Below are 14,785 nucleotides of genomic sequence, written 5' to 3'. Positions count from 1 at the left end.
TAATAAATTGAATATCATTTATTTATAATCAAATTCAGGATGTTGAAATATTTTGTCCGGGGAGTGCTGATGCTCATTTTGTGTTATTTTAATACAGAAATGTATGGTTCTGAATCTTCTGATATTCATTCAATTGATTCCTCACATTTAAAAACTATTGCTCCAAGGAACCTACAAAGATCCACAAGTCTGAATGATATAAAAATCATTGTGCCCGAAGAGCAGGCATGGAAGGATCTCGCTGATGAACTACAGGGTTTTATTAAGCAGAAGACAGGAAAGACCCCAGAAATCGGGCATCCAGATCCCATTAAGTTTGTTAAGGGATGGTCCGGGAATACAATCATATTGGGAAATCTTGGTAACAATAAGCAAATGGCACGTCTTTATGGTCTGCGTTTATCTTATGCAGATGCGATTTATCCGGGGAAGGGCGGTTATCAGTTACTTACATTAATCGATCCATTCGGCTTAGGGGGAAACACAATTCTGGTATCCTCATCGGATATTGAAGGCGCTAAACTTGGGCTGGATCGTTTAAAGACACTTTTACAATCCAATAATAATGCCCAGATACCCTGGCTTTTTGAATCGGAATTGCCTAAAGAAACAATTTCTTATTTCAGACCTAATATTAAATCTGTGAATGAAATTCTTTCAAAAATGGAGCCTGTGGTAAATAATGAGCTTACCGTAGAAGCCTTGTTAAATGTTTTAGCCGGAATTAAGTTATATGGAGAATACTTTCAGCTTACTGCGAATCCCAAGTACGGTGAAGTTTACTCTGATTTATTGAAGGGTTTTGCCCAATTTGTAAACCAACATCCTTCTGAAGCGATTTATCAGTTGAACGAGCGAAAGAATATGTGGATTCAGGGTGAAAAAATATTCCAGAACTGGACCGTTCTTGAAGCTTCACCATTTTTCTCAGATTCAGACCGTACACAGATCCTTTCAGCGCTTTACCTGGTGTGTAAGGCTAATTACATGGATAATTACCTGGTAAAGGCTCCGGAATCTGGCCCTCGCTGGAACCACGAGATATTTCCTGCGCTGTCATTGGTTGGTTCCTGTCAGTACTTTGAAAAATATTATAGCTTGCCTGAAATTGTTCAATGGAAAAATAGAGGAGAACGGATTTTTTCCGGAAATACGTCCTATATCAGTCTTGATGAAGGTTCCGATTATCTGGCGCATCTTCCGGTTGCTAATATTGATTATGCAATGCTTTCAGGTGATTTGAAATTTATTAACCTAAGTCTTAGGCCAAGTGCCGATCTGCATTCGATGATGATCGATAATATGGGAACATTGTCGGGTGGGGGTGATACCTATCCGTTTGGGATGAGCAGTGCATATTCATGGGGGCACTCACAGTTATTGAATGCAGCATCCTGGTATTATAATGAACCTGTTTATAATTTTCTGTTGGCAAGGACCCGTACCGGTCCGTTTACCGGACAGAAAATGCCCGATCTCATCTATCCAATCCACCGGTATATCGTAAAGCTTAATAATCCTGAGCAACCAGATGGCACTTTATATCCTAAAGTTCTGGCTCAGGAGATTGAGAAGGGAGTTTATGATGATTTGATAAATCAGATGGATAATAATGTTCCTGAATTTCAAAAAGATCCTGATAATGAGGATAAAAAGAATAAAAAGCAGGATAGGATTAATGTCGACCAAAAGGACTCCTTTCATAAATTAGCCTTCAGATCAGGATTTGGATTAAATGATAATTACCTTATCCTGGATGGTTTTTCTGCCGGCAAACACGGACATCAGGATGGAAATGCAATCTTAAACTATAGTTCAAGAGGGAGATTGTTTCTGAATGACCGTGATTATATCCAGAATACTCCTGAATATCACTCAGGTTTGGTCATAGTGAAGGATGGGAAACAAGGGAAAAAGCCACCATTGGTAAAACTGGATTGGGTTGCTGACCTTGATGGAACCGGAATTAGCAGCAGTATTGTGCCTGCCTACAACGGCGCGGACTGGAAACGCACGATTATAAGTCCTGAAGGGAAGTTCTTCATCATTTTTGATGATCTGAAGTTTAATGAAGCCGGAAGTTTTTTGCTTAAAAATCACTGGCAATCATTGGGTAGTCCTAAAATAGAGAGGAACAGATTTCTGGTCAATCAAAAGGGAATTAGCATGCAGCTTCAGAGTTTAAGTCCGGCAGATCTAAGGCTTAAAGATATATACGGGCATTTCATTAAATACTGGAAAACTGTATATCCTTATCCTTTTGCCGATCATGAGACTGTTTTAACCGAGGTGATCAATGAAAAAGAGTACGTGAAAGGCGATCAGGCCGGTTTTATTAACGTTTTGTCAAGCCATTCTTCAGATGCTGAGTTTGTTCATTCTGCTAATATTGGGAAAAATGCATTTGAAATAAAATCCGGGAATCAGAAATGGCTTGCAGTTAAGGATGAATTAAATAGTACAGTATTCTCCAGTAATGGAAAATTTCATCTCATTGGGGATAATGAACTTATTGCAGCCTCGGTGACAAAAATCAGGATTGGAAATCAGGATTTTAATTTTAAAGAAGCAGTTTTTTTTAAATGGGATAAGAGAAGTGGTGAATGGAAAGCATTTGATTTATTGAAGGACAAGATTAAGTATAAACAATCAGGGGAGACCCTAAGACAGTCTGCAATTGATTCAGGAAAAATTGAGTGGAAGGCTGATCTCCAAAGCCATATCTTGAAACAAATTATTTCCATACCAGATATTAAGCCATTAATCAGCCAAAATCAAATCAAATCTTTACGGGTCAATAGTTCCGACAGAATATATTCGATGAAAGAGCGGGTTAGCAGCTCATTTTCTGCTGATCTGAATGGGGATAATATTGAGGATATCTTACTGGGTGGAATAAACGGAAATGTGAATGCGATTGATTCAAAAGGAAATAAACTTTGGGAATTTTCAGCCAAAGGGAGGGTGAATGAAGTGAGTTTTCAATATGCTGGTAACAAGGCTCTTATTTTTATTGCAACAGAGAACTGGTATGTCCATACACTGGACATCAATGGAAAAGAATTGTGGAACTATAAATTCCCCGATGATCAGTCACATCGTGAGTATAAAGGCAATTTGATCGGAATAACAAATGTCAGGATTGCATACAAGAATGGTAAAGACCAACCGCCTGTAATCATGGTTGGCACTCAGTACAGGTATATTTATGAACTTGATCTGGATGGAAAATTAAAAAACGGAACGGTCTTATATTACTATGGTATTGAGGATATGGAATATGCTGATCTGGACGCTGATGGCAAGGAAGAGGGTATTTTTGCACTTGAGTATTACTATTATACACTGATAAAGAATAATGAGCTGATCACAGGAAAAACGGGCGGACCGGGTTGGAAAATTGCCGATGTATTGAATAAAGAATCTCAAACTTTTAAGCCCGCAGTTCTGTTAGGAACAAAGCAAAGCGAGATCAGAATGATCGGTTTTGATAAAAAAATTAAGGAATACTGGAACAGCAATGTAGGCGGGGAGGTTAATGATATTCGCCACGGCGATTTTAATAATGATGGAAAGCTTGAAATTCTTGTCGGGACCGAAGGTTTCCAGTTTTATGTGCTGGATGATAAGGGGAATACAATTTTCAGAAAAACATTGAATGACAGGGTCTTGAAAGTTGAGGGATACCAAATCCAGAACAAGTCACATTATCTTGCTGCAACGGCTCAGGGGCATTTGTTTAAATTTTCGAATTTGGGAAATACGCAAGAATCTATTCTGTTCCCTGATGAAATTTCAAATATTTTCAATCAAAAAAGCTCGACAAACTCTCTAATAATCTTAGTGAACGGGGATGTATATCGCTTAAAGTAATTTGATTAAATCTAAAATTATCTGATTAATGTTATTTCCCAGTCTGGTTGAAATGATCTAATGCTTGTCTTACACTGCCCTGTTCTATAAGCAACTGTTTAGCTTCGTTGTAAACTGTAATTCCAGTATTTTTCATAAGCATTTTTACTGCTCTGTCAACAATTTTATCGTTGATTAGCTTCACATTAACCATTTGATTGTCCAGCACACGGCCAAGTTTAATCATGGTACTCGTACTGATTATATCAAAGATCATTTTCTGTGCTGTCCCACATTTCATTCTGGTACTTCCGGTAACAAATTCGGGCCCTGTTATAACTTCTACGGGAATATCTGACTCTGCTGCGATAGGTGATCCCGGGTTACTTACAATACAGGCAGTGGTGATTCCCTTTTTTTTACATTCTTTTAAGCCTGACAATACGAATGGAGTAGTACCGCTGGCCGAAATGCCAATGACAATATCTTTTACTGATACTTTTTCATTTTGCAGCATTTGCCATGCAGCATTAATATCATCTTCCTTTTCTTCCAAAGCTTCTATCAGATGCTCCTTTCCTCCTGCAAGAATTACATTAAAAAGATCTGGAGAAACTCCAAAGGTTGTTGGCAGTTCAATTACGTCAAGAACTGACAAGCGCCCTCCACTACCTGCCCCAACATAAAACAATCTTCCACCATGTTCAATCTTAGATACAATTGTACTGATCAGGGTATTCAGTTCGGGCAAAGCCTTTTCAATGGCCAATGCAACAGTTTTGTCTTCGTTATTCAGGTTTGATGTAAGTTCTTCCACAGACATCTTCTCCAAATGCCTGTACTTAGATGATTCTTCAGTAATTCTTGTCATATTTATTTTAAGGATATTTCAATATCCCTTTTGTGATTATGTTTCTGGTTTATAATGTCAATAATACGAATATTTCAGTCAACATCATTTGTCCTTAAAATGGCATCCTCCACAATGTGTTACTGCCCCAAAAACATTAATTATTCGTTTTCTATGGAGCTTAATCTTTACTATGTAATTTAATTTATGCAAAAAGGACAGTTACACGTGTACGTAAACGTATAAAAATCTTAACTTGGATTATTGAATGTAATTTCTGTAAAATCTAATATGACAAACTATATAAACCGCAGAAAATTTGTTAGCAGAACAGCATTATCTGCTGCCGGACTCTTTGTGTCAGGGCAGATCATGGGCATACCCCGGTCTGCTAACTTAGAAGATACCCTGAGTTTAGAATATCCGGCCTCACCTTACAATCTGATGAAAGATGTCATGAAATACCGGAAGCTTGATTCTCATGTGCATGCACATCTCTTTGATGGTGGTCCTGAAGGGAATGTTTTCTTCGCCGACCGTTTGGGAATAGACAAGATGTATATTTCACTTCCTGCTTATAGTGGGGAAGGAACACCCAAAGAATTCAGATCCTATAATGATTTAATGCTTAAATGCATGAAACAATACCCCGACCGTCTGATCGGACAGTTTACACTGAATGCTATCTTTCAGAAAGAGTCAATGGAAGAGATAAAGCGCTGTGTTGATTTGGGTATGGTAGGATTAAAAGTATATACCCAGTTAAAGATCAACGATCCATTGTTCTATCCAATCATAGAAAAGATGATTGATCTAAAGATGGTAATTCATATGCATGCATATGCTCAGCTTGGCCTGGGTGGTTACAGAATGAAGTATAATATCGGTATCAGGCCAAATACCTCGATTCCGGAAGATTTTGTAGAAGTAGCAAAGAGGTATCCTGAGGCTATGTTGCAGTATGCTCATATTGGAGGAGGGGGCGACTGGGAATATGCCTGTAAATTGTTTTCAAAACACCCCAATATTTATGTGGATACCTCAGGGAGCAATAATGCAGAGAACATGATTGATTTTGCGGTGAAATGCCTTGGAGAAGATCGCCTTTTCTTTGGATCAGATAATTGCTATTACCAGAGCGTTGGAAAAATCCTGGCTTCAAATCTCACCGAAAATCAGAAGAAAAAGGTCTTTTTTGATAATTACAATACCATTTTAAAAAAATCAGGAAGAAATGTTGATTGATATTAATGCATACGTTGGTCACTGGCCATTTATGCAGCTCAAGTATAATACCTGTGATGCCCTGCACGAACGAATGAATAAATTTGGTGTGGATATTTCTGTAATCAGTAATCTGAATGGGATTTTTTATAAAAATACCCAGTCGGCGAACGAAGAATTATTCGAAGAGATCAGATCAAAAGTAAAATTCCGGGATCGTTTTATTCCCTTTGCAGTTATCAACCCCATTTATGCGGGCTGGCGTGATGATCTGGATGTTTGTATCAGCAAATATGGGTTTAAAGGAGTCCGAATTTATCCTAAATACCATGATTTTGAAATCCTTGATCCTGCATGTATTGAGCTGGTAAAACGGGTTCGTGATTTTGGTTTACCTGTTGCTTTTAATTTCAGGATGGTCGATAGCCGTCAGCGTTCCTGGATTGACATCTCAAATCTTAAGAATAATGTGATCAGGGAATGGAATCTCAAAAATATTCTACCAATAATAAAAGCCGTTCCGGATGCGAAATATATGATTCTGAACTTTGCCAATGCAGCAACACTTAATGCTGAGGAGTTGGCACTCATTAAGAATACGGATTTAATATTTGATACTTCGGGAAGGACCATAACTAATATGTCTGATTTTTTGAAAAACTATGGATCCAATAAATTTGCATTTGGTACCCATTCCCCGATTCTGGATTATCTTACCGGATTGCTGCGAATAGAATCATTAAGTCCGGGTGAAGCTGACGATACAATTATGGAAATGCTGAGATCTGGAAATGCTAAAAAAATATTATCTATATAATTGTTTATTAAATAATTATAACTAATTACTTAAATAATTTATTTATATAAAATGCTCTTTAAAAATCACAATGTTATGAGAGTTATTTATCTGTTACTATTCTTAACCTCTATTCATATATGTCCCTTTGTGCATGCGCAGGAAAGGATTGGGGACTGGGTTCTTGAAACTCCAAATGCCGCATGGCAGGCCAGAGATTCACAGGGAGAACTGGTATACAAAAACAAACTATGGATATTTGGAGGCTGGTTCAATTCGCAAGAAGCACCACCACGTGATGTCTGGAGTTCCTCTGATGGTAAAAGCTGGAAAAATCATACGAATTCAGCACCATGGATACACAGCGACCTCTCGATGTCTATTACATTCAAAAATAAAATGTTTATGATGGGAGGCTGGTACAATGGACGTCTGAAGGGCCATTCAGCAAGTAATAAGGTATGGACTTCAAAAAATGGGATTGACTGGAAGCTTGAAACAAATAAGGCAGCATGGTCACCGAGAATAGCCTCTGCTTTAGTAGAATTTAAGGGGAAACTATGGTTGCTTGGAGGTACTGAGAACTATTATTTTGGGGATCAAACCAGTCTCAAAAATGATGTATGGTATTCTTCAAATGGAAGAGACTGGAAACTGGCTACAGCAGATGCAGGCTGGTCACCCAGGGCATATCATCAGGCTGCCGTTTTGAATGGTAAAATTTACGTTTTTGGAGGCGGAAACTATGTTCCTGAATATCATGCCAAAAATGATGTCTGGAGCTCTGAAGATGGTATTCACTGGACAAAACTGACCAGTGCTGCTCCCTGGCATGAACGCTTATGGTTTTCATCAGTCGTCTATCGTGACCGGATATGGGTGATGGCCGGATGGTCAAATAATCCATATAAAAATCATTCAGATGTTTGGAGCAGCAAGGATGGAATTACCTGGGAAGAGTTTAAATCAGAAAAAGTATGGAAAGGCCGTCATGAACAATCAGCCTTTATCTTTCAGGATAAAATATGGATAGCAGGAGGGATGACACCTCCATTAGTTAATGATGTTTGGTCATTGAAACTTCCGGTGGACTGGAAGTAGGAGCTCCTTAAGCTAAAAGCAGAAAGCTTAAAACAAGTAACTGACTTAGAGTAATTGATTATCTGATTTTCAATGAACCAATATATTGCTGACAACAGATAGCTGGCAACTAAATAATTAAGCTTTTCTCGAAAATCCAGTGATTATTTCGTTTGAAGTAACTGTGTATTGACCGTACATTTCAAAAAAAAGCAGGGCTCCATTGGTTTGTAACAAACCAGCCTGAGTTTCTCTGGATTCCATTCCGGTGGTACAATCACGGATTACACTTACCTGATATCCCCTATAATTCATTTGCAGTACACCATAATCTCTGGTGATAAGACAAGCATTTGTATTAAAACCGGCAAAGAACAGGAACAGTATACCTTTTTGTTTACAATAGCGGTGCAATTCCTCTCCGTATGCAATAACTGCCTCATTATTCAGCGGAACAACCCTGGGGTGAAAGGTCAGTGGTGTGAGTGCATTACGTTCTGCTTCTTTTGGTGTAAATGGACGCCTGTAAGCATTATATGGGCCACTTAAATTGCGAAATTCTTTAGGTGGCCAGCTATCCGGAACTGGTTTTAGTTCGGCTTCCGTCATCAGTTTGACCCAGTTTGGATGTGTTTTTGCGACTTGTGGCGATGGACAATGGATTACTTCCATTCCGTATTCTCTGCAACTTTTTAATAAAGGAATATATTTTTCATTGATAATCTTTTCTGCCCTTTCTTCGGGTTCCTTCAGATAGTGTCGCTGCCATACATCAAGTAAAACGAGTGCACATTGAGAAACCGGAATATTCCAGTCGAGGTTTGCCTGTTTGGTATTAAGCTCAAGCCATTCTTCACCTTCATCCACAATCCAGTTATGAAATCTGGGTTTAACATGAAGCTTTTCATCACTGATTGAATGTTCAGATGTATTCAGACCCTCTTCTGCAATTGCAGGGATCACTGTTCCAATTCCCAATGCAGTTCCCAGTCCTCCCAGTGAGCTTTTTTTAATAAAATCGCGTCTTGATGTATCTTTTGCAGCCATAATTATCAATGATAAAATATAAATTAATAATTTTCTGAATTAAAAGCTATTCATGAGTTATTTAGAAGCTGATGAAATTGCTTTCATTTTGCGTTCCCATCTTAATAATTCGGCTGTAAAGGCAAGATTTTCTTCAGACCTGTTCAAATACGTCCTGCGAATTTCCTGGTATACTTCCGGATTATACGCCGCCAATTCCAGCCATCCATGTAGAATAGGGAAGTATGCTGCATGATCGCCACCCTTGCCATCAACTGCCCTTCGAATCCCGCTTCTGTCGGGAAGGATCACATTTTTTAACAGGGTATTTGAAAATCTCATGACATCCTCTTTTGTAAAGACTATTCCGGAACGGTTGGCAGCAGTTACCATAGCAATATCAAGTACTCCATGTGAGCTGTCCTCAACATTTGGCGAACCTTTATAGATCATAACATTTGAAGAAAGCATATCTTCAGGTTTCCATCCAATGGTAGTCATAGGTTCATACCAGTAGGTCCATACATAGAGATCTGAATCCTGATTATACTGCAAACGATTTTTCAGTAGTCTTGCCATCTTTTCAGAACGTTCAAGATATTCCTTTTTACCGGTTAAACGATATAATGCAAGTTGAGAGCTGGTATGCATACCCAGGAAATTGATAGGTTGTCCTACATTGTCAGCCGGAAATGATTCTCCTCTTTCACAGGTTAAATAATAACCCTCACCCTGATTTGGGCCATTTCGCCATAAGCGGGATGATGCATCAAGATAAGATTCTTCAGCCGCCTTTATAAAACGTTCAGCAGCGGGCCGCAGCTCAGTTAATTCGCTTTTCTGTCTTGCGAGTTCGGCCAATCTGAGCAGTGGGTGATAAATTATACCCAGGTAGCCTGAATAGGCTAGTGTTATAGGCTCTAAGCTTATACTTTGTGCAATAGGTACAGTCGATCCAGTGACTTTAACTCTGATCAGGTTTGATTTAGTATCAGAAAAATCTCCCGCACGTGTCGAATACGGTGAAAATGGATCATTAACTATTTTTTCAATGAATCTTTCATCATTAGGATTTATACTCAGATTCGAAAATATTTCAGTCCGCTTAAAAAAACTGTTGCTTAATTTTAAGCCGAAACTATTTGATTTTGAGTCAGGAATAAGCTCGATAATAGTCAGATTATTGTTTGAGGAAGGGGTGGAGCGTATACTGATCGCAATTTTTCCTGTGGCATCCAGCAATGCTCCTTTTGCAACAACATATTTTAACCCCATGCTCCATGCAGGCCGGCTTTTTCCGGAACCATCATTTACACCCCGAATATCATCACGATGTGTCAGCATACGGTCGCCCCGGCGTGCAGCTTCTTTCAGATAAGCAGGATCATCTGTGGCTTCATACATATCTACGAGCGTTTCAAGTGTAGCTGCTTCACCCCAGGCCAAAGCACTTCCATCCGGTCTGGCATCCCATGGATCTGCTTTAGGAAGTTTAGAGATCAGCATATCTGCCCTGGCTCTTGATATTTCTATCGAATCTGCCTTGAAACCCGGGTGCATTTTAATTTCTGAATTTACCTTATCACCGGAAACTCCAAATGGTATAGTTAACCCCAGGGAAATAAGCAATATGTTTTTCATATCGGGTAATATTTTTTGTTTGGATTTAAAAGCTGACATTTCTAATATCTGATTCACGGGTACGTTAACGAATATATTAATAAAATGAAATGTTTCCAATAATTTGATTTGAAAAGCCGGGGATAAAAGTTATTATTGTGTAAGTGATACACTAAAAAACATTTTTGAAATTTGTTATGAAAAAGCGAGTTAATGAACTTACGGGAGTAAAAGAAATTGCCAGAAGGGCTAATGTTTCAATTGCTACTGTCGATCGTGTACTTCATAACAGAAAAGGGGTATCCAAACAAACCAAGGAAAAGATTCTCGGCATAATTGAGGAATTAAATTATGAGCCTAACCTGCTTGCGCAAAGGCTTGCCTCCAGAAAAATCCTTCGTTTAGCTACCCTGATACCCGAGATTTCAAAGGAAACCAGTTTTTGGGATGCCCCATTGAAAGGAATAGAGCAGGCTGATAAAGAAATCAAGCAGTTTGGAATTATCATTGATAAATATTTCTACGATCAGAATAAGATTGAATCTTTTGTTGAACAAACAAAGATTATTCTTGAAAGTAACCCCGATGGTATTTTACTTGCACCTTCTTTTATTGAAGAGTCCGTCAGGTTTACAGATAAATGCAGGCAATTAAATATTCCCTATGTTCTGATTGATTCAGATCTTCCCAATGGAGGTAGCCTGAGTTATATCGGTCCAAATCTGTATCACAGCGGCTATCTTGCTGCCCACCTGGTGAGTTATCTGATTAAAAACGGTGAAAAAATACTCATAGTAAATATTTCTAGGGAGATCGATAATCATCATCATCTTTTAAAAAAGGAAGAAGGATTCAGGGCTTATTTTGACAAGCATAAAAAGCCAGATAATATTTTGAAAATTGATATAAGAGATACCGATCTTAAATCAATTGAAAAGTATTTGAGCAATATTTTTACTGAACATAATGATATCAGGATCGTTTTTGTAACTAATTCCAGAGTCTCTAAAGTTGCTCATTTTATTGATAGTTCAAAAAAGGATGTGATTCTGATTGGATATGATTTTTTGAAGGAGAATATTGAGTACATGGATAAAGGAATCATCGACTTTTTAGTTTGTCAGAAACCGAAGCAGCAGGGCTACAGGGGACTTATATCACTCTATCAGCACCTTGCTTTCTCTTCTCCCGTAGAGAAGATTTATTTTATGCCTATTGATATTCTGACGAAAGAGAATAGTGCATTCTATAGAAATTAAAATTCTTTGAGCTCTATAAGTAATAAACCAGCGGCAGAGTAGAAGGGCAAGTGAAGAACACGAATTGCAGCATATTCATCATTCAATAGCCATATCGATTTTTTAATAAACAGGAAAATTGATGCAAAAAACAGATTAAACTATGAGAATTATCTTTAGGTCCATTTACACTTTTCTTCTTTGTTTCAATATACTTTTATTGAATAGTACCTTTTCTGCTCTCGCAGCAGATTTCTATCCAAATACTGTTCAGAGTCAATTGAAACTGGCAACATTTGATGTAGATGCAACTCCACCTGTTGGCAGCAGTTTAACTTATGATCCGATGATCAATAGCTGGGATCTGGGTTTAAGGGCAAAAGGTATTGTGATCTTAGGTGCAGGTGAACCGATTGTAATGTGCTCAGTAGATTGGATTGGTATTGCCAATGATAGTCAGGATGAATTTAAACGCATTATGGCTGAAGCTGCGGGTACAATTCCTTCGAGAGTGGTAGTACATGCTATTCACCAGCATGATGCGCCGACCTCTGATTTTGGTGCTGAGAATATGCTAAAAACAGCCGGATTAAGTACGATGGCATTCGAAGGTAGCTATGCAAGGGATCTGATCCAGCGTCTGGGTCAGGCTATTCGTAAATCAATTGTTACCGCTGTTCCTTTTACTCATATCGGAACCGGGCAGGCTGAGGTTTATAAAGTGGCTTCAAACCGCCGGATTCTTGGTCCTGATGGAAAAGTTAAGTATACCCGCACCTCAGCAACAAAAGATTCTGTTATTCGTGCTGCTCCCGAAGGACTAATTGATCCGATGGTATCTCTGATCAGTTTTTGGAATAACGACAAACCATTAGCAGTACTTAGTTATTATGCCTCTCATCCACAAAGTTATTACCGTACCGGTATTTCAAATCCAGATTTTCCCGGAATTGCGCGTTTTATGCGTCAGCTGGCTGTTCCTGATGCTCTGCACATTCATTTTAATGGAGCCGGAGGTAATTTAACAGCCGGAAAATATAATGACGGTGCTAAGGAAAACAGGCTAATCCTTGCTGAGCGACTGGCAGACGGGATGAAGCGCGCCTGGGATAATACCAAACGTGATCCTGTAAGTCCGGCTTCTGTGAAATGGAGTATTGAATCAGTCGCCTTAAAGCCAGCAGCTGGTATTGAGAACCTGGAAGCAGCGATGAAAACACAAACCTCAGTTTTTTTATCCAATAATCTATCCAAGCTGGTTTGGTTAAAGCGCTTAGAAGCAGGGAAGAAGATTGATATTTCATTGCTAAGTATCGGAAATGCACGAATTCTGCATCTTCCGGGTGAGCCTTTTGTGGAGTATCAGCTTGCTGCTAAAGCTGAGCGGCCGGATCTGTTTGTGGCTGTTGCCGGATATGGCGACTATGCTGTTGGTTATATTGGCAATGCGATAGCTTATTCGCAGGGAGGTTATGAAACCGGTCAGGCTTCTGGGGTAACTGCCGAGGCAGAAGGAATCTTAATGAAAGCAATACATAAACTGTTAACAGGAAAATCTGAATAAGTACTGATCCTTTTTGTTTTATTGTCTAATTTGTAAATAAATTCGGTTACGTACACGCATATTTTTATATTAGGATATATTTTAACTTAAAAGCTATTTTGAGTTGAAGAATAGTTCTGAAATTATATTCATCCCAGACATCTGGATAAATCTAACTATATGAAATTAAACGACTTAACTAGAAGAAATTTTATTACTGCAGTTACGGCAACTACCGTTGCAACTGCTTTTTCCAACGTGATTCCTGCCTTTGGAAATACCTCACGAAACACCGGGAAACTGGCTATACATGGTGGAACACCGGTAAGAATAAAGGTCTGGCCTAAATGGCCTGCAATGATTGCCGATGAGAAACTAATTGACTCGGTTGTGAAAACAACCAAAAGTGGGATCTGGAGCCGCATTCAATCACCTGCCGGAACTGTGGCCACCTTTGAGAAGGAATATGCCCGTTTGATGGGTACCAAGCTCTGTATTGGAACAGGATCGGGAACTCAGGCACTCGCGACTTCAGTTGAGGCCATGGATTTTGGACCCGGAGATGAGATCATTACTTCACCATACAGTGATTTCGGGACGGTTTCAGCTATTTTAACGAGCCGGGCCTTACCAGTATTGGTAGATCTGGACAGAGATTCATTCCAGCTTGATCCTGATGAGATAGAAAAGAAGATTAATAAGAACACGAAAGCTATTATTCCCGTTCATATTATGGGTATGCCCTGCAATATGGAGCGTATTATGGCTATTGCCAGAAAACATAATCTGAAAGTAATTGAGGATGCCTGTCAGGCAAACTTTGCAAAATATCAGGGTAAGCAATTGGGAACCATTGGTGATTTAGGCTGTTTTAGTTTTCAGGCCAGCAAGCAGATATCCTGTGGAGAAGGTGGTGCGATCATTGGAAATGATGAGGTTTTGATGGACAGATGTTATACAGTCCAGAATCACGGTACCAATCGTAAAGGTTTTAATGTGACAATTGGACCTAAATACCGTATGAATGAATTCGAAGGTGCAGTGCTGATGGGGCAGATTGCCGGTGCCAGAGAGCGTTTTGATAAGCGTAATGCAAATGCAGCTTATCTGGATGCTAAGCTTAAGGGTTTTCCCGGACTGGTTCCTCAAAAAAAGTATCCTGGAACCGAAAGTTCCGGCTATTATAAATATGCAATGAGCTATCGGAAAGAGCATTTTAACAATGCCGACAGAAGTAAATTTCTGAAAGCACTATCTGCAGAAGGGATTAATCTGAGCCCATACATTGCCAGAGGTTTTCATGTTGAGCCATGGGTGGACGAAATTATCGGATTAAGAGAATACAAGGCATTGTATTCAGCAGCCCGGCTTAAACGTTACAAGGAAGAAATGCAAATGCCAGTTTGTGATTTAGTCTGTAATGAGGAAATGGTGGTACTTGAAGGAGTTGCATCTTTACTGGGCAGCACACAGGATATGGATGATGTTGTCAATGCGATCATGAAAGTTTATGAGAACAGAGATAAACTATAATTTATTATCTTGCTTTGAAGCTA

General features: G+C 39.0%; 10 protein-coding genes. 7 read left to right on the top strand and 3 right to left on the bottom strand.

Annotated elements, in window-relative coordinates:
- Positions 1–39 precede the first annotated feature (39 nt).
- Entirely contained in the window at positions 40–3,873 is a 3,834-nt protein-coding gene (locus VGE44_RS08595) for a hypothetical protein (RefSeq protein ID WP_331077979.1), read from the top strand.
- 31 nt (positions 3,874–3,904) lie between these two features.
- Here VGE44_RS08595 and VGE44_RS08590 read toward each other — a convergent pair whose 3' ends face one another.
- Positions 3,905–4,723 carry an N-acetylmuramic acid 6-phosphate etherase gene (locus tag VGE44_RS08590; RefSeq protein ID WP_331077978.1) on the bottom strand — a complete coding sequence of 273 codons (819 nt, stop codon included), beginning with the start codon at positions 4,721–4,723 and terminating at the stop codon, positions 3,905–3,907.
- Positions 4,724–4,993: 270 nt separating this feature from the next.
- On the opposite strand from VGE44_RS08590, the gene VGE44_RS08585 reads away from it, so the two are divergent.
- The 3 genes from VGE44_RS08585 to VGE44_RS08575 all read left to right on the top strand — a co-directional run bounded on the left by VGE44_RS08585 (position 4,994) and on the right by VGE44_RS08575 (position 7,823).
- Positions 4,994–5,947 (top strand): amidohydrolase family protein, encoded by a 954-nt coding sequence (locus tag VGE44_RS08585; protein ID WP_331077976.1) that lies wholly within the window; start codon positions 4,994–4,996, stop codon positions 5,945–5,947.
- On the top strand, positions 5,937–6,743 hold the full coding sequence (locus VGE44_RS08580) for an amidohydrolase (protein WP_331077973.1): 807 nt from the start codon (positions 5,937–5,939) through the stop codon (positions 6,741–6,743). Before VGE44_RS08585 ends, VGE44_RS08580 begins: the two co-directional genes overlap by 11 nt.
- 75 nt (positions 6,744–6,818) lie before the next feature.
- Complete coding sequence (locus tag VGE44_RS08575; protein ID WP_331077971.1) at positions 6,819–7,823, top strand: Kelch repeat-containing protein; 1,005 nt, start codon at positions 6,819–6,821, stop codon at positions 7,821–7,823.
- A 117-nt stretch (positions 7,824–7,940) separates the two neighbouring features.
- On the opposite strand, the gene VGE44_RS08570 is transcribed toward VGE44_RS08575, so the two are convergent.
- Positions 7,941–8,849 (bottom strand): isochorismatase family protein, encoded by a 909-nt coding sequence (locus VGE44_RS08570; protein ID WP_331077966.1) that lies wholly within the window; start codon positions 8,847–8,849, stop codon positions 7,941–7,943.
- Positions 8,850–8,906: 57 nt separating this feature from the next.
- Entirely contained in the window at positions 8,907–10,469 is a 1,563-nt protein-coding gene (locus VGE44_RS08565; protein WP_331077964.1) for a hypothetical protein, read from the bottom strand.
- 176 nt (positions 10,470–10,645) lie between these two features.
- Between VGE44_RS08565 and VGE44_RS08560 the strand changes: the two genes are divergently transcribed.
- The 3 genes from VGE44_RS08560 to VGE44_RS08550 all read left to right on the top strand — a co-directional run bounded on the left by VGE44_RS08560 (position 10,646) and on the right by VGE44_RS08550 (position 14,762).
- Positions 10,646–11,707 carry a LacI family DNA-binding transcriptional regulator gene (locus VGE44_RS08560; protein ID WP_331077962.1) on the top strand — a complete coding sequence of 354 codons (1,062 nt, stop codon included), beginning with the start codon at positions 10,646–10,648 and terminating at the stop codon, positions 11,705–11,707.
- A 142-nt stretch (positions 11,708–11,849) separates the two neighbouring features.
- Positions 11,850–13,250, top strand: coding sequence for a hypothetical protein (locus VGE44_RS08555; protein ID WP_331077960.1), 1,401 nt, complete (start codon positions 11,850–11,852; stop codon positions 13,248–13,250).
- A 159-nt stretch (positions 13,251–13,409) separates the two neighbouring features.
- On the top strand, positions 13,410–14,762 hold the full coding sequence (locus VGE44_RS08550) for a DegT/DnrJ/EryC1/StrS family aminotransferase (protein ID WP_331077958.1): 1,353 nt from the start codon (positions 13,410–13,412) through the stop codon (positions 14,760–14,762).
- Positions 14,763–14,785 lie beyond the last annotated feature (23 nt).

Origin of the sequence: Daejeonella sp., from assembly GCF_036405355.1 — a bacterium.
Classification (GTDB): domain Bacteria; phylum Bacteroidota; class Bacteroidia; order Sphingobacteriales; family Sphingobacteriaceae; genus Daejeonella.
Note: the sequence above shows the minus strand (reverse complement) of the source record. Positions and strands in the feature narration are given on the sequence as shown.

Coding starts and splice junctions, on each gene's coding strand:
- VGE44_RS08580 (WP_331077973.1), top strand. CDS start 5,937: ATGTTGATTGATATTAATGCATACGTTGGTCACTGGCCATTTATGCAG.
- VGE44_RS08570 (WP_331077966.1), bottom strand. CDS start 8,849: ATGGCTGCAAAAGATACATCAAGACGCGATTTTATTAAAAAAAGCTCA.
- VGE44_RS08565 (WP_331077964.1), bottom strand. CDS start 10,469: ATGAAAAACATATTGCTTATTTCCCTGGGGTTAACTATACCATTTGGA.
- VGE44_RS08595 (WP_331077979.1), top strand. CDS start 40: ATGTTGAAATATTTTGTCCGGGGAGTGCTGATGCTCATTTTGTGTTAT.
- VGE44_RS08550 (WP_331077958.1), top strand. CDS start 13,410: ATGAAATTAAACGACTTAACTAGAAGAAATTTTATTACTGCAGTTACG.
- VGE44_RS08575 (WP_331077971.1), top strand. CDS start 6,819: ATGAGAGTTATTTATCTGTTACTATTCTTAACCTCTATTCATATATGT.
- VGE44_RS08590 (WP_331077978.1), bottom strand. CDS start 4,723: ATGACAAGAATTACTGAAGAATCATCTAAGTACAGGCATTTGGAGAAG.
- VGE44_RS08560 (WP_331077962.1), top strand. CDS start 10,646: ATGAAAAAGCGAGTTAATGAACTTACGGGAGTAAAAGAAATTGCCAGA.
- VGE44_RS08585 (WP_331077976.1), top strand. CDS start 4,994: ATGACAAACTATATAAACCGCAGAAAATTTGTTAGCAGAACAGCATTA.
- VGE44_RS08555 (WP_331077960.1), top strand. CDS start 11,850: ATGAGAATTATCTTTAGGTCCATTTACACTTTTCTTCTTTGTTTCAAT.